Annotated in this window: 17 protein-coding genes; 3 read left to right on the forward strand and 14 right to left on the reverse strand. The window is 73.2% G+C overall.

The genetic code is table 11. The annotated features are described in order from the left end of the window. Nucleotides 1–122: 122 nt before the first annotated feature. Nucleotides 123–569 (reverse strand): type II 3-dehydroquinate dehydratase, encoded by a 447-nt coding sequence (locus ABZ340_RS34785; RefSeq protein WP_358785887.1) that lies wholly within the window; start codon nt 567–569, stop codon nt 123–125. 521 nt (nt 570–1090) lie between these two features. Here ABZ340_RS34785 and ABZ340_RS34790 point away from each other — a divergent pair. After that, nucleotides 1091–2182 carry a helix-turn-helix transcriptional regulator gene (locus ABZ340_RS34790; protein ID WP_358785902.1) on the forward strand — a complete coding sequence of 364 codons (1092 nt, stop codon included), beginning with the start codon at nt 1091–1093 and terminating at the stop codon, nt 2180–2182. Between the two features lie 76 nt (nt 2183–2258). On the opposite strand, the gene ABZ340_RS34795 is transcribed toward ABZ340_RS34790, so the two are convergent. From ABZ340_RS34795 to ABZ340_RS34805, 3 genes are read right to left on the reverse strand one after another with little or no spacing between them, the layout of a single operon-like run. Beyond that, a complete protein-coding gene (locus ABZ340_RS34795) occupies nt 2259–3095 on the reverse strand; it encodes a metallophosphoesterase (protein ID WP_358785888.1) in 837 nt (278 codons plus the stop codon). A gap of 40 nt (nt 3096–3135) precedes the next feature. Further along, complete coding sequence (locus tag ABZ340_RS34800; RefSeq protein ID WP_358785889.1) at nt 3136–4476, reverse strand: cation:proton antiporter; 1341 nt, start codon at nt 4474–4476, stop codon at nt 3136–3138. A gap of 1 nt (nt 4477) precedes the next feature. Further along, nucleotides 4478–5263 carry an alpha/beta fold hydrolase gene (locus ABZ340_RS34805; RefSeq protein WP_358785890.1) on the reverse strand — a complete coding sequence of 262 codons (786 nt, stop codon included), beginning with the start codon at nt 5261–5263 and terminating at the stop codon, nt 4478–4480. A 332-nt stretch (nt 5264–5595) separates the two neighbouring features. Between ABZ340_RS34805 and ABZ340_RS34810 the strand changes: the two genes are divergently transcribed. Together ABZ340_RS34810 and ABZ340_RS34815 are read left to right on the forward strand one after the other, a co-directional pair. Further along, nucleotides 5596–5790: a ferredoxin gene (locus ABZ340_RS34810; protein WP_358785891.1), complete on the forward strand. Its 195-nt coding sequence runs from the start codon at nt 5596–5598 to the stop codon at nt 5788–5790. 240 nt (nt 5791–6030) lie between these two features. Further along, the gene (locus tag ABZ340_RS34815) at nt 6031–7683 is read left to right on the forward strand and encodes a bifunctional 3-(3-hydroxy-phenyl)propionate/3-hydroxycinnamic acid hydroxylase (protein ID WP_358785892.1); all 1653 of its coding nucleotides are present in this window, start codon (nt 6031–6033) and stop codon (nt 7681–7683) included. Nucleotides 7684–7802: 119 nt separating this feature from the next. On the opposite strand, the gene ABZ340_RS34820 is transcribed toward ABZ340_RS34815, so the two are convergent. From ABZ340_RS34820 to ABZ340_RS34865, 10 genes are all read right to left on the reverse strand, one after another. Then, nucleotides 7803–8702, reverse strand: coding sequence for an ROK family protein (locus tag ABZ340_RS34820; RefSeq protein WP_358785893.1), 900 nt, complete (start codon nt 8700–8702; stop codon nt 7803–7805). Between the two features lie 16 nt (nt 8703–8718). After that, entirely contained in the window at nt 8719–9411 is a 693-nt protein-coding gene (locus ABZ340_RS34825) for an HAD-IA family hydrolase (RefSeq protein WP_358785903.1), read from the reverse strand. 63 nt (nt 9412–9474) lie between these two features. After that, nucleotides 9475–10557: a Gfo/Idh/MocA family oxidoreductase gene (locus ABZ340_RS34830; protein WP_358785894.1), complete on the reverse strand. Its 1083-nt coding sequence runs from the start codon at nt 10555–10557 to the stop codon at nt 9475–9477. Beyond that, the gene (locus ABZ340_RS34835) at nt 10554–11714 is read right to left on the reverse strand and encodes a DegT/DnrJ/EryC1/StrS family aminotransferase (RefSeq protein WP_358785895.1); all 1161 of its coding nucleotides are present in this window, start codon (nt 11712–11714) and stop codon (nt 10554–10556) included. Before ABZ340_RS34835 ends, ABZ340_RS34830 begins: the two co-directional genes overlap by 4 nt. A 43-nt stretch (nt 11715–11757) precedes the next feature. Then, a complete protein-coding gene (locus ABZ340_RS34840; RefSeq protein ID WP_358785896.1) occupies nt 11758–12573 on the reverse strand; it encodes a ThiF family adenylyltransferase in 816 nt (271 codons plus the stop codon). After that, nucleotides 12570–13838: a 3-deoxy-7-phosphoheptulonate synthase gene (locus tag ABZ340_RS34845; RefSeq protein WP_358785897.1), complete on the reverse strand. Its 1269-nt coding sequence runs from the start codon at nt 13836–13838 to the stop codon at nt 12570–12572. Before ABZ340_RS34845 ends, ABZ340_RS34840 begins: the two co-directional genes overlap by 4 nt. Beyond that, nucleotides 13835–14893, reverse strand: a complete 1059-nt coding sequence (locus tag ABZ340_RS34850; protein ID WP_358785898.1) for a 3-dehydroquinate synthase family protein — start codon at nt 14891–14893, stop codon at nt 13835–13837. Before ABZ340_RS34850 ends, ABZ340_RS34845 begins: the two co-directional genes overlap by 4 nt. A gap of 6 nt (nt 14894–14899) precedes the next feature. Next, complete coding sequence (locus tag ABZ340_RS34855; protein WP_358785899.1) at nt 14900–16243, reverse strand: NAD(P)/FAD-dependent oxidoreductase; 1344 nt, start codon at nt 16241–16243, stop codon at nt 14900–14902. Between the two features lie 78 nt (nt 16244–16321). After that, nucleotides 16322–17101, reverse strand: a complete 780-nt coding sequence (locus ABZ340_RS34860) for an arylamine N-acetyltransferase (protein ID WP_358785900.1) — start codon at nt 17099–17101, stop codon at nt 16322–16324. A gap of 56 nt (nt 17102–17157) precedes the next feature. After that, the coding region (locus tag ABZ340_RS34865) for a beta-ketoacyl reductase (RefSeq protein WP_358785901.1) at nt 17158–17853 on the reverse strand (696 nt) is incomplete at its 5' end.

Below are 17853 nucleotides of genomic sequence, written 5' to 3' on the forward strand. Positions count from 1 at the left end.
CCACCCCCCAGGTCATCCGTTCGACAGGGGGCAACAGTCATGCCGGGCCCGGAGGCCAGCGGCCCTCTTGCAGGACCGCGGAAAACATAACGGGGCGCCCCCGGCCCGGTCAGCGGGGCGGGTCAGTGCGGAGCCGGTGCGGTCAGGTGCAGGAGCGCCCGGGCGGCCAGGCGGTAGCCGAAGGATCCCAGGCCGACCACGACGCCGCTCGCCAGCGGGGCGATCACCGACTCGTGCCGGAACTGTTCGCGGGCCCATACGTTGCTCAGGTGCACCTCGATCCACGGCGGCGCGTAACTGGCGAGCGCGTCGCGCAGGCTCCAGCCGGCGATCATCAGGGCACCGGGATTGACGACGGCGCCGACGGTGGTGTCGCTGTGCCGGTGCAGGGCGCCGACGAGATCCCCTTCCGAGTCGTGCTGGACGGACAGCACCTCCCAGCCCCGGACGCTCACCTCCTCGGCGACGGCCGCCTCGATGTCGGCCAGCGTGTCGGTGCCGTAGATCTCGGGTTCCCGCCGACCGAGAATGCCCAGATTGGGACCGTTCAAGAGAAGCACGACACTCAAGGGGGCCACCTCGGTAAATCTCGGTAAATTCACATTCCCCGCGAACTCCGGACGGCTTCCATGCTGTCGCCCCCCTGCGCGGTGCGCCACTCTCAGAGCTGATAGTCGAAGCGGCCCGCGGACCCGCGCCGCCGCACGCTTCCGGCCGGGCCGCTCAAGGGCCGCTCGTGCCCCGGTCGAGGCCCCCCACACGCCGCATCGGCCCGCGCCGTCGCCGCCGTACCCCCGCCCTACCCTGGTCCGCGCACGGACTCCCCGCCCGGACGGCACGGATTCCCATGACAGGAGATGTGATGCTCGATTCTCCGTATCGCTTGCGGCTGCCCCCCGTTCTCTCCGTCCTGCGTGTCTGCCGGAACAGCTCCTGCGAAAGCGCTCGTCTGTCGGAGTCCTCTTCTTCCGCCTGGTCCCGCGGTGATCTCGAAGAAGGAATTCGCCTGGCGGAGGCCGCCGGCCGGACGGAACCCGAATGCAGCGGGAATTGCGGGGAGCCGGCAAAGATATGGCACGCCGCATTGCTGGTGCGGACCCGCGATCTCTCCCGCGCGGCGCGGGTGCTCGCCGACGTGGACGAGCCGCCGGCGGCCGCGGGCCGTGCCGCCGGCGGCCTCGTGGCGGCCTCGCTGCTCTGTGCGGCGGACCTCGCGTTCGCCCGGGGGGATGTCGCCGCCGCCGTCGGTCTCGCGGGCAGGAGCGTCGACCAGGCGCGGCGCACCGGCCTCCACCGCCTGCTGCCCGGCGCGCACACCGTGCTGGCGCTGAGCGCCCTCCGGCAGGGCGACATGAGCGTGGGCATGGAGTTCGCCAACCAGCTCCGGGACAGCGCCCTGCTCGGCCAGACCGCCCACGGGCCGAGCCAGTGTGCCTGGGCCGCGGCCCAGCTCCTCGAGGTGCAGGGCGGGACGGCGAGCGCGGCCCAGCTCGTCGTGGGCATCGTCACGGACGACCGGCTCCTCCTGGAGCTGCTGGCGGCACAGCCCGCCGCTGCCGCCTGGCTCGTCAGGGCCACGCGGAAGCTGGGCGACGAGGCGCTCGCCCGGCGGGTGGCCGCGCAGGCCTCCGCGCTCGCGGCGCGCAACCGCGGGCTGCGTTCCGTGGCGGCGGCGGCGACGCACGCCGCCGGCCTCCTGGAACGGAATCCGGAGAGGGTCGCCGCCGCGGCCGCCGCGCACCCGGACCCGTGGGCCGCCGCCTCCGCCCGGGAGGACGCCGGAAAGCTCTTCGCCGTACGGCTGGCGGAGCGCGAGCGGGCGGTCGAGGCCCTCGAGTCGGCGGCGGACGGCTACGCGGGTGCCGCGGCTCCGCGCGATGCCCGCCGGGTGGTGAGCCGGCTGCGCTCGCTCGGAGTGCGGCGGGGCCGCTATCCGCAGTACGCCGGCCGGGACGGCGTGCACACGAGCGCGCTCACCCATACGGAGGCTGCCGTGGCCGAGCTGGTCAGCCAGGGGTTCACCAACTCCCAGGTCGGAGAGCGCCTGTTCATCTCCGGTCACACCGTGGCCTTCCACCTGAAGAAGATCTTCCGGAAGATGAACGTGGCCTCGCGCGTGGAACTGACGCGGGCCTGGAGCCAGGTGCCGGGCGCGGCCGCCGGGGGCGCCGGGGCCCGCTGAGAGGTCCGGGATCCCGCGGACGCCGCCGCTCGCCGGACGGACAGCGCCCGGGAGTCCCGCCGGACCGGTTCGCGGATCACAGGATCCGGCGCGGCACACCCGGCGGGCCCTGGCGCCTGCGCCACTCGCGGGGATAGCCCACGGACACCTCCTCGAAGCGGACGCCCTCGTGGTAGGTGGTCCGCGGGATGTGGAGATGGCCGTACACCATGGCGGCCACGCGGAATCTGCGGTGCCAGTCGGCGGTCAGCCGGGTGCCGCACCACATGGCGAACTCCGGGTACCACAGCACCTCCGTCGGGTGCCGGTGGAGCGGGTAGTGGTTGACGAGGACGACCGGCAGGTCGCCGGGGAGCTGCGCGAGCCTGCGCCCGGTTGCGGCGACCCGGGCCCGGCACCAGGCCTCGCGGCTCGGATAGGGGTCGGGATGCAGCAGGTTCTCGTCGCCGCACAGGACGCCCGTGCTGTGCGCGTAGGCCAGCCCCTCGCCCTTGGTGGCGCACCCGGCGGGCAGGAACGAGTAGTCGTACAGCAGGAACAGCGGCGCCACGGCCACCGGGCCGTCCGGCCCCTCCCAGACCGGGTAGGGGTCCTCGGGGGTGGTGACGCCCAGTTCCCGGCAGAGCTCGACCAGGTGCTCGTAGCGGCCGACGCCGCGCAGGGTGACCGTGTCGCTCGGGTGGGTCCACAGCTCGTGGTTGCCGGGGACCCAGACGATCCTGCGGAAGCGGCCGGCGAGGGTCTTCAGGCACCAGCGGATGTCGGCGACGGTCTCCGCCACGTCGCCGGCCACCAGCAGCCAGTCGTCGTCCGACTCCGGTGCCATCCGCTCCACCAGGGCGCGGTTCTCGGCGTAGCCGATGTGCAGGTCGCTGATGGCCAGCAGCCGTCCGCCGCCGGTCGCCCGGGTCACCTCTCCCGCCTCTCCGCGCTCACCCCGGCCGTCCGCGCCGTCACACCGAGGCGGGCGGCGGGGACGCCAGGTCGCGCGTGCCCGTGCCGGACAGACCCATCTCCGCCTCGGCGTGTCCGTCGATCCGGGCCATGGCCACGCGGAGGACGGGCGGTGCCATCAGCGAGGTCACGATCGCGACGAGGACGATGACGGTGTACGTCTCGGGGCCCAGGACCCCGAGTTGCAGGCCCACCATGGCCACGACGACCTCGATCACTCCGCGGGCGTTCATGCCGGCTCCGAGCGCGAGGGCCTCCCAGCGGTCCAGGCCGCTCAGCTTCGCGCCGACGTAGGCCCCCGCGAACTTGCCGAGGATCGCCACGGCGAGCACCGCGCAGGCCGTGGCCAGGACGGTGGGTCCGACCAGTGCGGACAGGTCCATCCGGAGGCCGGCCGTGGCGAAGAAGACCGGGGCGAGGAAGGCGAGGACCGTCGTCCGCAGCGGAGCCAGCCTCTCCTGGACCGGCTCGCCGCTCGTGCCGATCAGTACGCCGCACACGAACGCGCCGAAGACCGCCTCGAGGTGCATGGCCTGTGTCGCCGCCGCACCGAGCAGCACGATCAGCGTCACCACCGCGACGGTGGGCGCCGGCGACGGGGAGCGGCCCGCCGCGCGCAGCGCCGTCCTCACCAGGGGGCGGCCCACCAGTACGGCGGCCAGGACGACGCCCGCGAGGTGCAGCAGGGACGTGGCGATCGTCCCGGTGCTCAGTCCGGCCGCCGCCATCGCCGACACGACGGAGAGCAGGAACCAGCCGACGATGTCGTCGAGCACACCGGCGGCCAGGGTGAGCTGCCCGATGTCGCGGTGCAGCAGGTTCATGTCGAGGAGAGTCTTGGCGATCACCGGGATCGCGGTGACGCACAGGGCCACCCCGAGGAACAGCGAGAAGACCGTCGGGCTGGTGCCGTCCGGAACGAGCGAGGAGGGCAGCAGGAAGCCCACGCCGACACCGAGCCCCAGGGGCAGGAGCAGACCGGCGAGGCTCACCCGGGCCGCGGTGAGCCGGCGCCGCCTGACGAGGTCGAACTTCAGCTCCATGCCCGTGATGCCGACGAGCAGCACGACACCCACCTGCCCGACCGCGTCGAGCAGGTGCATCTGGCCGGCTTCCTTCGGCAGCAGCCAGTCGGCGAGAGAGGGCCAGACGTGGCTGAGGACCGAGGGCCCGACGAGGACACCGGCGAGCAGCTCACCGACGATCGCGGGCATCCCGAACCGCGCGGCCAACCGCCCCAGGGCCAGGGCCAGCAGAAGCAGCACCGCAAGCTGGAGCAGGAACACCAGCAGCGAGTGATGGGGAATGGTCGGTACGGGCGCGGAGCTCAACTCGCTCACCTCAGATCCGGACTTCGTCACGCGTGCCGGCCTCCCGGCAGGCCAGGCGGTCCGCGAGGAGTACCGTCACGCGTGCGCTCTGGTCGACGAGGAAGAAGTGGCCTCCCGGGAACACCTGGAGCTCCGTCAGCCCGGTGGTGTGCTCCTCCCAGGCCGCCGCCTCGTCGATCGAGACCCGTGGGTCGCTGTCCCCGGTGAGCACCGTCACCGGGCAGGTGAGCCGTCGGCCGGGCGCGTAGCGGTAGTTCTCGACGGCGCGGTAGTCGCTGCGGATCGCCGGCATGATCATGTCCAGTATGTCCGGGTCGGTGAGCAGCCCGGCGTTGGAGCCGCCCAGCCTGCGCACCTCGTCCAGGAGCTGCGTGTCCGATCCCAGGTGGAGCCGTTCGTCACGGTCACGGGACGGGGCCCGCCGGCCGGAGACGAAGAGCCGTACGGGCGCGGGGAGGCCGGCGTCCTGCATCCGCAGCGCGACCTCGTAGGCGAGGACGGCGCCCATGCTGTGCCCGAACAGTGCCAGGGGCCGGTCGTCGAGGTGGCGTACCGCCTCGAAGATCCGGTCGGCCAGCTCGGGGAGGCTGGTGATGTTCGGCTCCCGGCGCCGGTCCTGCCGTCCCGGGTACTGCACCGCCAGCACGTCCACCGCGGGCGTGAGCGCCCTGGACAGCGGGAAGTAGAAGCTCGCGGACCCGCCGGCGTGCGGCAGGCACACGAGGCGGACACCGCTGTCCGGCGCCGGATGGAACCGGCGGACCCATGTTCCGAATTGCTCCGGTGTTTGCGGCACGGCCAGAAATTCCTTTCAGGAATCGTCCCTCGGCACGCTGCTGCCCCACCGCGGAACGGCTGTCATGGAGAGTGGGATTCGTGCCGGTCCCGCAACGTGCATGGTCCTTCCACAGGGTAGGAACGACGTCGCCGGCCCGGTATCCCCCGACCTGATAGGCCTTCGCCGTCATTCCGCCGCGGGCGCCTGCCCTTCCGAATTCATCGTTGACCGCGCGGGCTCGATTATCGCTGGAGCGGCACCGGCGGTCCCGCCGCCTGGCGATGCCGTGTCCGCGTTCCTGGGGCATCATGACCGGCGGCCTGCCGTTCATCCCGTAGGAGGCGATCACCGTGAAGATAGCCGCGGACACCGACAGGTGCGTCGGTGCCGGTCAGTGCGTGCGCACCGCTCCGGAGCTGTTCGACCAGGGCGAGGACGACGGCCTGGTCGTCGTGCTGGACGCCGAGCCCGGGGAGGCGCTTTTGCCGGCGGCCGGCGAGGCTGTGGACCTGTGTCCGGCCCGGGCGCTCTCCCTCGCCGGCTGACGCACGTGGTGAGAATTTTTCGCCGCCGACCAGATCGGGTCCCACGGCATCCCTCGGTCTGATAGGCCGTCACGCCCGGGGATCCGCCGCGCACGGTGCGGTGCTAATCTCACCGGATGCCCAGGGCATGAAACATGCCCCGAATGACGATACGCCTTTGCGATCGCGCTTCCGTCCGCGCCTTTCCGCGCTTTTCCATACCCTCGCGGTTTTCCGGCCACCTGGCGAGTAGGGATGACGATGTCCACCATGCGCCCGCACGACCTGTACGAGTCCCCGACGGACACGGACGTGGCCATTGTCGGCAACGGGCCGATCGGCGCCGCCCTGTCGGTGCTGCTCGCCCAGCGCGGCCTGCGCGTGACCGTCCTCGAGCGCCGCCCCCGGCCGTATCTGCTGCCGCGGGCGACCAGCTTCGACGGAGAGACCGCCCGGCTGCTCGCGGCCACCGGGATCGGGGACCGGATCGGCAGCATCACGGAACCGGCCACCGGCTACCAGTGGCGTACCGCGGCGGGACGGACGCTGCTGGACATCGCCTTCTCCCCCACGGGGCGTTACGGCTGGCCGGACGCCAGCACCATGCACCAGCCCGCCCTGGAGGAACTGCTCGCGGCGCGGGCGGCGGCGCTGCCCGGCATCACGGTGCTGCGCGGGCACCGGGTGGTGGACATCGGCGAGCACGACGAGCGGGTGGCGCTGACCGTCGAGACCGACGACGGGGCGACCCGCACCGTCGTCGCGCACTGGGCCGTCGGCTGCGACGGCGCCAACAGCTTCGTGCGCGAGCACCTCGGCGTCCCGATGACCGACCTCGGGTTCTCCTACGAGTGGCTGCTGTGCGACGTGGAGCTGCGCGAGCCGCGCGAGTTCACCCCCACGAACGTCCAGATCTGCGACCCGGCGCGGCCCACGACGCTGGTGGGCAGCGGTCCGGGGCACCGCCGCTGGGAGTTCATGCGGCTGCCGGGCGAGAGCAGCGCCGAGCTGAACAAGGAGGAGACGGCCTGGCGTCTGCTCAAGCCGTTCGGCGTCACCCCGGACACCGCCACGCTGCTGCGCAGCACCACCTACATGTTCCGGGCGGCCTGGGCCGAGGAGTGGCGGTCGGGCCGGGTGCTGCTCGCCGGTGACGCGGCGCACCTGATGCCGCCCTTCGCCGGGCAGGGCATGTGTTCCGGGATCCGGGACGTGGCCAATCTGGCGTGGAAGCTGGACCTGACGCTGCGCGGCCTGGCCGACGCCTCCGTCCTCGACACCTACGCCGAGGAACGCGGGCAGCACGTGAAGGAGTCGATCCTGTCGTCGGTGCAGCTGGGCCGGATGATCTGCGTGACGGATCCGGCGGCCGCCGCGGAGCGGGACGCCACGGTCCTCGCGGGCCGGCGCGGTTCTGCGCGGCCGGGGGCGCCGGAGCCGGCGAAGCCGCTGTCGGCCGGGCTGCTGCGCCGGGCGTCCGCGGGCCCGGCCGGGCCGCCGGCCGGTGCGGTGGTGCCGCAGGGGCGGGTGGGCGCGCGGGGCGGCACGAACCTGTTCGACGAGGTCGTGGGCCGTGGCTTCGTCCTGCTCACCACGGACGATCCGCGCCCCGCGCTCGGCGAGGACCGGTGGTCCTTCCTCGCCGCTCTCGACACCCGTGTGGTGCGCCTGCTGCCGCCCGGTGAGGCCGGCACGGCCGGACACACCGGGCAGGCCCTGACCGACGTGATCGATGTGGACGGCCTCTACCGGACGTACCTGGCCGAACACGACGCGACCGCCGTCCTCGTCCGGCCGGACCACCACGTCTTCGGCGCCGCGAACGGCCCCGAGGACACCGCCGCGCTGGTCGACGACCTGCGCGCCCGGCTGGGCACGGCCGTACCGGCGGGGGAACCGCGCCCGACAGGCTGAACGAGGCCGACTCCGCGTCGGGGCACGGCCGTCCGGCACCGCCCTGCTCGTCGACGACCTGCACGCCCGGCCGGGCACGGCCGCGCCGGCCGGGACGCCGCGCCCGCCGGGCCCGCCACTCAGGGGCGGAGCAGCCGGGCCAGTGCCACCGCGCCCCGCAGGGAGGACAGCGCGCCCAGTGAGGCGGGGCCCACGGCGAGTGGTGGGTGTCCGGGGCGGGAGAGGCCGGTGAGCTGTGCGGAGACCAGGGTGTGCAGGCCCTCGATGCCGCTCGCGAAGCCGCCTCCGAGCAGCAGGAGGCGCGGGTGGACCAGTTCCTGGACGCTGACCGCGGCGGCGGCCAGGGCGCGGCAGGTGCGCCGCAGCGCGGTGACCGCCCAGGGCCGTCCGTCGTGCCAGGCCTGCCGCAGCGCGTCGTAGGTGACGTCGCTCCCCCGCAGCCGGGCCGCGTGGCGCAGCGTGGCCGGGCCCGAGGCGATCGCCTGGAGGCATCCCCGGCGTCCGCACACGCACGGCGGGCCGTCCAGCTCGACGACCGTGTGCCCGATCTCGAAGGATCCGCGGCCCGGGCCCGGGCACAACTCGCCCCGCAGGACGAGGCCGCCGCCGACGCCCGTACCGACCCCCAGGTACAGGAGGTCCGGGCAGTCGGCGGCCTGTGCCTCGGCGAGGGCGCCGAGGTCGCCGTCGTCCGCCCAGGCGACGGCGGCGCCGGGGAACAGCGCGCGCAGCGCGGCGCCCAGGTCCGTGCCGGTCCACTCGGGCCGGTTCGGCCAGGCGGTGACCCGCTCGTCGGGGCCGACGGTCGCCGGCACCGCGACGCCCACCGCCCTCGGGGAAGCGCCCAGTCGATCGAGCAACGTACCTGTCCGCTCCGCCAGTTGGGCCAGGTCGTGGTCGGCGCTGTGCCGTGGCCGCCAGGTGAAGACGGACTCGTCCACGCACTGCGCGCCGGCTTCCGCCCGCAACGCGACCTTGGTGCCCCCGATGTCGATCCCGAGGTGCAGTGCCGTCTCCATGCCGCCCGGCCGATCCTCAGTCGCCGGTCACGGGCGGGCACAGGGCCAGCAGGTCGGCGGGCCGGCCCAGGACGACGGCCGGCCCGGCGGCGAGCAGTTCGCCGGTGTCGGACAGCGCCCACAGCGCGCCGGCCGAGGTCACACCGGCACCGTGGGCACTGGCGATGTCGGTCGGCGCGTCACCGACCATGACGGCCTGCTCGGGCGAGAGGCCCATCAGGTCCAGGGCGTGCTCCACGATGTCCGGGGCCGGCTTCGGGCGGGCGACCTCGTCCGAGCCGATCACATGGTCGAAGAAGGGCAGCAGCCCGAGCCGGTCGAGCAGGGAGCGCGCCCGCTCTCCGCTCTTGCCGGTGGCCACGGCGAGCCTGAGTCCGCGCACCCGCAGGGTGGTGAGCAGCTCCACGACGCCGCCGAAGACCGGCACCTTCGACGCGAGCCGGTAGCTCTCGCGGACGAAGGGCTCCTCCATCTCCAGGGGCAGGCCCATGATCCGCATGATGTCCGGGAAGTAGCGCCCCAGGTGGCGCCGGTACTCGTCGAACGGTGCCGGGCCGTCGCCGACGACCTCCTTGTACGCGACGGCGAACGCCTCGTACATCACCGCGAAGCTGTCGACGAGGACCCCGTCCAGGTCGAAGATCACGGCGCGTCTGACCGGCCGGAGCGTCGCCGTCGCCGTCCGGTCCGCCCCCGGGGCGGTGGCCAGGTCCCGGCCCGGGACGTCGGCTCGTGCTGTCGGAACTGGTGTTTCCACCGGTCTCCTCACCTCCTAGTGATGGGCGGGCACGGCGGTCCGCTCGTGCGCGCGACGGGCCGACGCGTAGAACTCCTCGATGACGCGGACCGTCGTACGGGCCTCGCCGACGGCCCTGCCGCGACGGCCCGGGTCGGCCAGGGCGGCGGCGAGGCCGTCGAGCTGCCGCCGATACTCGGTGCCGATCGGCTCGTCCGGCACCGGCAGGGATGTCGTGGTGCCCTCGCGGGTCAGCGTCAGCCGCGGGTGCGGGTGGCGGTTGGGGCTGAAGCCGAAGGTGCACGTGAGTTCGGCGGTCGCGGCACTGCCCGCCACCTGGATGCGGGTGACGTCCCGGGCCTCGTGCGAGGCCCAGCCGGCGCCCAGGCAGACCGAGACGCCGTCGTCGCGGACGAGGAAGCCCCGCGCGGTGTCCTCGACGTCGCCGGCGGCGCCGGCGGCGGGCCCGTCCTGCCGCCAGGCCGCGCTCCAGGCGCCGGTGCCCACGAAGTCGTTCGACGTCGCGCCGACGACCTGGGTGAAGCGGGCCGGTCCGAGCAGCGAGGCGAGCGTGTCCAGCAGATGCCAGCCGAGGTCGAACAGGACGCCGCCGCCGGCCTTGCTGCGCTGGGTGAACCAGCCGCCGGCCTGCGGGATGCCGCGCGCCCGCACCCAGGACAGGTCGACATGGCGGATGCGGCCCAGCTCCGGCAGGAGGCGCACCAGGGCGGCCACGTCGCCGCGGTGCGGGGCGGCGCTGCCGGCGAGCAGCGTGGCGCCGCCGTCGCGTTCGGCGGCGGCCAGGGTGTCGGCCTCCGCGGAGCTCAGGCACACCGGTTTCTCCAGGAAGACGGAGATGCCCCTGCGGAGCAGGCGCGCGGCGACCTCGGTGTGCAGATGGTTGGGTACGGCGACGACGGCGAGGTCGACCGCGCGGGCGGTGAGCGCGTCCACCGTCGGGTGCACGGGTACGTCCGGTGCCGCGTCGCCCGCGGCCCGCGCCGCCGGCGCGGGGTCGACGGCGGCCACCACGTCGAAGTCGGCGTGCCCGGTCAGCCGGGGCAGCCACAGCTCCCGCCCCGCCCAGCCGAGCCCGACGACGGCTGCCCTGACGCTCATACGGCGGCCACGGCGTCCGCGACGATCTCGGCCGTCCGGTGCATGTCCTGCTCGCCGGCGAGGAGCACGCGGTGGTGCAGCCAGACGCAGTCCTGGCTGATGGCCTCCGTGTGGGGGCAGCGCTCGGCGATCTGCTCCACGGTCTCGTCGGGTGCGCCGATCTCCCAGAAGGCGTCGGTGCGGTGGATCGCGCGGAAGGCCGCGAACGCCGGCAGGCCGGCCGCCACGAGCCGGTCGACCAGGGCGTTGCGGTCCGCCTCGCCGATGCCGGGCACGCGGAACATCGCCATGTAGTGCGAGGGGAAGTCGGTGCGCTCGTCAGCGCGCTGCGGGACGACGCCGTCGATCGCGCCGAGCAGCGGGGAGAGCACGGCCCAGCGCTTCTGACGGGTTGTTATCTGCTCTTCCAGACGGCCGAGTTGGGCCCGCAGGACGGCCGCGGAGAACTCGTTGAGCCGCAGGTTGGTGCCGGCGATCCGGTGCAGGTAGCGGCGGTCGGTGCGGGGCCGTCCGCAGCTGTGCCGCAGGAACGCCGTCTCGTGGGTCTCCGTGTCCGGGAACAGGACGGCACCGCCCTCGCCCGCGGTCATCAGCTTGCCGTTCTGGAAACTGAAGGCGGCGACCGTGCCGAGCTCGCCGATGCGCTTGCCGCGCCAGCGGGCCCCGTGGGCGTGTGCGGCGTCCTGGAGCAGCGGGACGCCCGTGTCGGCGGAGAGCTTGGCCAGTGCGTCCATGTCGGCCAGGAAGCCCGCCATGTGCACGGGCATGATGGCCCGGGTGCGGGGCGTCACGGCCGCCGCGGCCGCCGCCACGTCGATGTTGTAGGTGTGCGGGTCGACGTCCACCGGGACCGCGACCGCGCCGAGCCGCTGCGCCGCCTGCGACGAGGAGATGAAGGTGAAGGCCGGGACGACGACCTCGGTGCCCGGGCCGACTCCCATGCACTGCAGGGCGAGTTCCAGCGCGTGGGTTCCGTTGGTGACGGCCAGGGCGTGGGGAGCGCCGTGGAACGCGGCGAACTCCCGCTCGAAGGTGTCGACCTCGCTTCCGCCCATGCGCCACCACTGGCCCTGTTCGAGTGCGCGGATGAGACCTTCCCGCTCCTTTTCGTCGTACTGCGGCCACTGGGGGAATTCCGGCGCCTGTCGCACGTTCATGATTCTCCAAAGAACTGGATGTGGCGGTGATGGTCTGCGGCTTTCACCGAAGGCCGAAGAAGGCCCGGTAGGAGTTCAGCTGACCCTCGAGCATGTGAATGCCGTGATGGATGCGGTGTCCCCGTGCGGCGGCCTCGCGCAGGAGCCGTGTCTCGCGGGGCTTCATGATGATGTCGGCCACGACGCAGCCCGGTGGCAGGGGCTCCAGCGGGAACGGCAGCGGATCGTCCGCGCGCAGCCCGAGCGGTGTGGCGTTGACCGCGATGTCGACGTCCCGCAGATGCGGTCCGGTCAGGGCGTGCACCCGGCCCGGCCAGCGCACGTCGAGGCGGGCGACCAGCCCGGAGAGCTTCACGGTGTCCGTGTCGTACACGCAGAGCCGGTCGACGCCGGCCGCGAGGAGCGCCGCGGCGATGGCGCTGCCCGCGCCGCCCGCGCCGACGAGCGCCGCCCGGCCGCCCTGGGGTTCGTGTCCGGCCCCGACGAGACCCGCCACGAAGCCCGAGCCGTCGAAGTTCTCCGCGAGCCAGCCGCCGTCGGCCTCGCGGCGCAGTACGTTCGCGCTGCCGACGATGCCGACGGTCGCGCCGCACCGGTCCGCGAGGCGGCGGACGGCCGCCTTGTGCGGCACAGTGACGAACATGCCGTCGAGGTTCGCCACGCGCTGCAGCCCGCGCACGACGGTCTCCAGGTGCTGCGGCCGGACGTGCACCGGGACGACCACCGCGTCGCGGTGCAGCTCGGCGAGCACCGGGTTCAGCAGCGCGGGCGCCTGGACCTGGGCGACGGGGTCCCCCAGGACGGCGTACAGACGGGTGGTGCCCCGGATGGGCACGACGGGAGGCTGTCCGGTCGTCACGGCCTGTCCTTCCGGTCTCTGATGCCTGCGGCCGCCGACTCGGCGACGACCTGGGCGAGTTCCTGTGCCTGGTCCGCGTTGATGCGGGGGTCGCAGGCCGTGCGGTAGCGGGCGGGCAGGTCGGCCTCCGCCACTCCCGCGGTGCCTCCGACGCATTCCGTGACGTGTTCGCCGGTGACCTCGAGGTGGACGCCGCCGGGGTGGGTGCCCACCTGGCGGTGCACTTCGAAGAATCCCGCGATCTCGTCGGCCATCGCGTCGAACGTCCGGGTCTTGAATCCGTTCGCCGACGTGTAGGTGTTGCCGTGCATCGGATCGCAGCTCCAGACCACTTCGTGGCCGGACGCGGCGACCTTCTCGACGATCGGCGGCAGGACGTCCCGGATCCGGGTGTGCCCCATGCGGCTGATCAGCGTGAGCCGCCCGGGCTCGGCGTGCGGGTCGAGCCTGCGCACGTACTCGACGGCCTCTTCCGGAGTCGTACCCGGCCCTATCTTGAGGCCGACGGGATTGGACAGCAGTTCCGCGAACGCGATGTGCGCGCCGTCGAGCCGGCGGGTGCGCTCGCCGATCCACAGGAAGTGCCCGAGGCCGCTCGACAGCCGCGGCTCGGGTCCGCTGTCGTCCACCCGCAGCGAGGAGCGCTCGTAGTCGAGCAGCAGCGCCTCATGGCTGACGTACACGTCCCGCGCCCCGGGCAGGGCGCCGTCGCCGAGCCGGCGGATCAGCGCCATCGTGCCGGCGGCCGCGGCGTGGGCGCGCAGCATCCGGGCGGGGTCGGGGGTGCGGGCCGCCCGCGTGGGCTCGGCGGAGTTGACCATGTCGCCGCGGTAGGAGGGCAGCCCCTGGGCGTCCACGTCCCGGGAGCGGGGCTTGGCGTACTGCCCGGCCATCCGGGCGACCTTGACGACGGGCAGTCCGGTGCGGCGGCCGAGCACGTCGGCCATCCGCACCAGCGTCCGCAGGTTGGCGGTCTGGTGGTCGTCGGTGTTCTCGGCGAAGGACTCGGCGCAGTCGCCGCCCTGGAGGAGGAACGCCTCGCCGCGGGCGACCGCGGCGAGCTCCTCGCGCAGCCGTGCCGTGTCCGCGGCGGCGACGATCGGCGCGGCGCGGCGCAGCGACCGCACCACGTCCCGGACCCGTCGTGGGTCCGGCCAGGGCGGCTGCTGCGCGGCCGGGCGGGCCAGCGCGTCCGCCAGCCGGGCCGCCAGGAGACGGCCGGCCGGTGTGCCGGATCCGGCCGGCGAGGGGGGTGACTGCCTCATGACCGCGTCACATCCGTCGTGCCCGCGTCCACGAGTTCGGCCAGCGGCGCCCGGGGCATTCCGCCGAGGACGCGCGCGACCGCGTCCTGCGGCACGTCGCGCACGAGTTCCGCGCCCCGCGGCCCGTCGAGGACGAACGCGAGTGAGCCGAACGCCTTCTTGTCGTGCCGCATCAGCCCGATCAGGGCCTCCGGCCCGGTCTCGGCGGGCAGCGCGGTGGGCAGTCCGTAGGACCGGACGACGTCCAGGTGCTCCGCCGTCCGCGCCTCGTCGATGCGGCCGAGGGCGCCGGCGAGCCGGCCCGCGAAGACCGTGCCGATGGCCACCGCCTCGCCGTGGCGCAGCGCGAAGCCGGTCGCCTTCTCCAGCGCATGGCCCAGGGTGTGGCCGTAGTTGAGGACGTGCCGCAGACCGGAGTCCCGCTCGTCGGCCTCCACGACGCGGGCCTTGAGGCGCACACTGGCGGCGATCTGGTCCGCCACCGGCAGTCCGCGCAGGTCCGGCGCGCCGATGAAGTGGCAGCGGGCGATCTCCCCGTAGCCGTTGCGCATCTCCCGCGGGGGCAGCGTGGAGAGGTAGTCGGTGTCGCACAGGACCGCGCTGGGCTGCCAGTACGCGCCGACCAGGTTCTTGCCGTCCGGCAGGTTCACCGCCGTCTTCCCGCCCACGCCGGCGTCCACCTGCGCGAGCAGCGAGGTGGGCAGGTGCACCACGGGCACGCCCCGGTGGTAGAGGGCGGCGGCGAGACCGACCACGTCGGTGGTCGTCCCGCCACCGCACGAGACGACGACGTCGGACCTGGTGAGCCCGAAGCCCGCGAACGCGCGGCAGAGCGCCTCCACCGTGGCGAGCGTCTTGTCGCGCTCGCCGTCCCGGGCCGGCAGCAGCAGGGTCTCGACACCGGTGTCGGGCACCCATTCCGCCGGGCGGGCCGACACGACGACGGCCCGCCCGGCGCCCAGCCGCCCGACGACCTCGGCGAGCGACGCACGCGCCCCGGGGCCGATGAGCACGTCGTACGCATGGTCCCTGAGCCGCAGCGGAACGGATGCCATGACGTCCTACCGGCCCGCCGTCACCCGGAGGACGCGCGCCTCGGCCCGCTCCTTGCGGTCCCGCTCGTCCAGGTGGGGGTAGGAGGGGCAGCCGTAGACCCGCTGGAACGGCTCGAAGGTGTCCCACTCCTTGCGCCGGCGCATCTCCGCGGCCACCGAGTTGTGCTCGCTCCAGAAGTCGCCCCCGATCAGGCGGATGAGGTACTTCTCCAGGGTGTCCCGGTCGGTCGAGCGCGCGGCGTCGGCGGCCATGGCGACCAGCTCGCCGTCGTAGTAGGCGTGGATGAGGCGGATGTAGGTGTCGTAGCCGGTCTTGAAGTAGTTGGCGTACCGGTCGAGCAGGCGCTCCTCCGCCGTGGGGTCGGCCAGGGCCTCGCCGAGCGTCTCGGCCGCGCGCACGGCGGTGGCCGTGGCCACCAGGACCCCGCCGGAGAACATGGGGTCGCCGAAGCAGCCGGCGTCGCCGACCATGAGCCAGCCCGGGCCGGTGACCGTGTCGGTGTGGTAGCAGTAGTCGGTCTCGACCTTGAAGTCCATGGAGGGCGTGGTCCCGGTCAGGCGCGCGACGATCCGCGGCACCCGGGCCACGTGCTCCTCGAACCTCTTCTCCGGCGTCGACCCGCGCAGCACGTCGCGCGGCATGACCGTGCCGACGCTGATGGTGTCCTTGGACAGCGGGATCGCCCAGACCCAGCCGTCGTCGTGGGCGCCGACCTGGATGTCGCCCTCGACACCGGGGTTGTGGCGCTCGTCGAGCCCGCTGTAGTGGCGGAACACGGCGACCATGCGGAGCTTCTCGAGGGTCTTGCGCAGCCCGAAGCGGTGGGCGATCTTGCCCGTACGGCCGCTGGCGTCGATCACGTACGAGGAGTGCACCTCGTGCGTCTCGCCGCCCTGCTCGTAGCGGACGCCGACCATGCGGTCGCCCTCCATGAGCAGGTCGTTCACGTTCGCGCCGAAGACGACCCGCGCGCCGGCGGCCTCGGCCTGCTCGGCGAGCATGCGGTCGAACCTCTCCCGCTGGACCTGGAACGCGTTGTCGTGCCGGCCCTCGCCCTGCTTGGTGAAGTCCGCGCGGAAGACGCCCTCGAAGAACTTCTTCTCGGTCGGGTCGATGAACTCGCCGCCGAACTTGGGCACGTACCCCTGGGAGGCCACCGCCTCGCGCAGGCCGATCCGCTCGAAGAGGCCCATCATGTACGGCAGCAGGGACTCACCGATGTGGAACCGGGGGTTCAGCTCCTTCTCCAGAAGAACCACGGAGTGCCCCTGCTTCGCGAGCACATAGGCGCTGACCGCACCGGCCGGCCCCGCGCCGATCACGACCACATCGGCTGTTTCCTTCGCCATCGTTTTCCCTTTCTGGTGCCCGGTCCGGGCTCGGGGGTATGGAATTTCGGAGGATTTCGCGGAATTCGGGGGTGCGTGTCACCTGAAGGTGCCGGAGAGCATGCGGGAGACCAGCCGCTCGTGCTCGGCGTCGTCCGTGACGGTGCGGATCTCCTCGCGGCCGTCGCGGACCGTCAGGTGCCGGCGCCCCTTCAGGACGACCTGGCCGTCGTCGAGGGTCCGGCCGCACAGGATCTTCGTACCGTCCTGCGGACCGGTGTCCGCCGCGATCTCCCGGGCGAGGAAGTCCTCCATGTCCTTCCAGTCGCTCCACTCCCGGGGCTGCATCGTGAAGGTGTAGACGACGCTCCACCGGGTGATCCTCCCGCGGCGCTGTAGAGCGGTCCTGGACCCGCGCTCGATCAGGCGGTACTGGCATCCGTACTGGCTCTGCACCGCGTCGGAGACCAGCAGCGGCTCGATGTAGGAGGGGCCGGGGTAGCCGACGTCGACGAGCCACTCCTCGCCGTTCAGGGCGACGCGGTTGAACATGTGTTCCACCTCGAGGCCGGACGCCTCCCAGCCCTCGGCGGTACTGGCCGCCAGCACCGCGACGTCGTGGCCCAGCTCCGTGAGCAGCCGGGCGAACAGCCGGTTGAGCTGGAAGCACGTGCCGCCGCGCCCCTGGACGACGCATGTCTCGAACGCTGCGTCCTCGTCGAGGTCGACGAGGCAGACCCCGTCGCCGAAGTCCTGCGTGGCGCCGTTGTAGGGAATCGCCATCAGGTGGTTCTTGTGCAGCTTCCGCAGTGTCGCGATGTCCGCGCCGGTCTCCCCGGCACAGCCGATCCGCTCGAGATACCTGTCGACGTCGAACACGTTTCATCACCTTCTTCGGCAGGGAGTTCGCAGGGAGGGCGCGGTGGGCGGCGGCGTCACACGGAGACCGCCACGGGCCGCGCCGCCTGCTCGCCGCAGAGCAGCTCGTGCAGGTGGGCGGCGAGCATGCCGGCCGTCGGGTGGTCGAAGACGAGGTTGGGCGAGAGCTTCCGCTCGGTGAGGTCGCGGAGCCGGTTGCGCAGTTCGATGGAGGTCAGCGAGTCGAAACCGACCTCGAACAGCCCCTGGTCCGCGTCGATCCGGTACGAGGCGCTGTGGCCCAGGACCGCGGTCACCTGCGTTTGCACCAGGTCGAGCAGCAACTGCGCCTGCTCGGTGCCGGACAGCCCGGCCAGCCGCTCGGTCAGCGTCCGGCCCTGCTCGGCGGGGGTCGCCGCGTGGGCCTGCTGCCGGCCCGCGCGGACCAGGCCGCGCAGCATGTGCGGCACTCCCCCGCCGGCCGCGGCCTGCGTGCGCAGCGACCGCAGGTCCAGCTTGGCGGGCACGAGCTGGGCCTGCCCCGACGCGACGGCGGCGTCGAACAGCTCCATGCCCTCGGCCGGCGTGATCGCCCGAAGGCCGCCGCGCCGGTTCATCCGCTCCTTGACGAGGTCGTCGGTGCCGGCCGCCATGCCGTCGCCGCTCTGGTCCCACAGGCCCCAGGCCAGGGACAGACCGGGCAGGCCCGCCGCGCGGCGCTCGGCCATCAGGCCGTCGAGGTAGGCGTTGGCGGCGGCGTAACCGCCGCTGCC

Source organism: Streptomyces sp. NPDC006134 (assembly GCF_040628835.1).
In the GTDB taxonomy this organism is placed as follows: Bacteria; Actinomycetota; Actinomycetes; order Streptomycetales; family Streptomycetaceae; genus Streptomyces.

Bases quoted from the DNA above. Each gene is read 5' to 3' on its own strand.
- ABZ340_RS34815 (WP_358785892.1), top strand. From the start codon at position 6,031: ATGTCCACCATGCGCCCGCACGACCTGTACGAGTCCCCGACGGACACG.
- ABZ340_RS34820 (WP_358785893.1), bottom strand. From the start codon at position 8,702: ATGGAGACGGCACTGCACCTCGGGATCGACATCGGGGGCACCAAGGTC.
- ABZ340_RS34830 (WP_358785894.1), bottom strand. From the start codon at position 10,557: ATGAGCGTCAGGGCAGCCGTCGTCGGGCTCGGCTGGGCGGGGCGGGAG.
- ABZ340_RS34835 (WP_358785895.1), bottom strand. From the start codon at position 11,714: ATGAACGTGCGACAGGCGCCGGAATTCCCCCAGTGGCCGCAGTACGAC.
- ABZ340_RS34845 (WP_358785897.1), bottom strand. From the start codon at position 13,838: ATGAGGCAGTCACCCCCCTCGCCGGCCGGATCCGGCACACCGGCCGGC.
- ABZ340_RS34850 (WP_358785898.1), bottom strand. From the start codon at position 14,893: ATGGCATCCGTTCCGCTGCGGCTCAGGGACCATGCGTACGACGTGCTC.
- ABZ340_RS34855 (WP_358785899.1), bottom strand. From the start codon at position 16,243: ATGGCGAAGGAAACAGCCGATGTGGTCGTGATCGGCGCGGGGCCGGCC.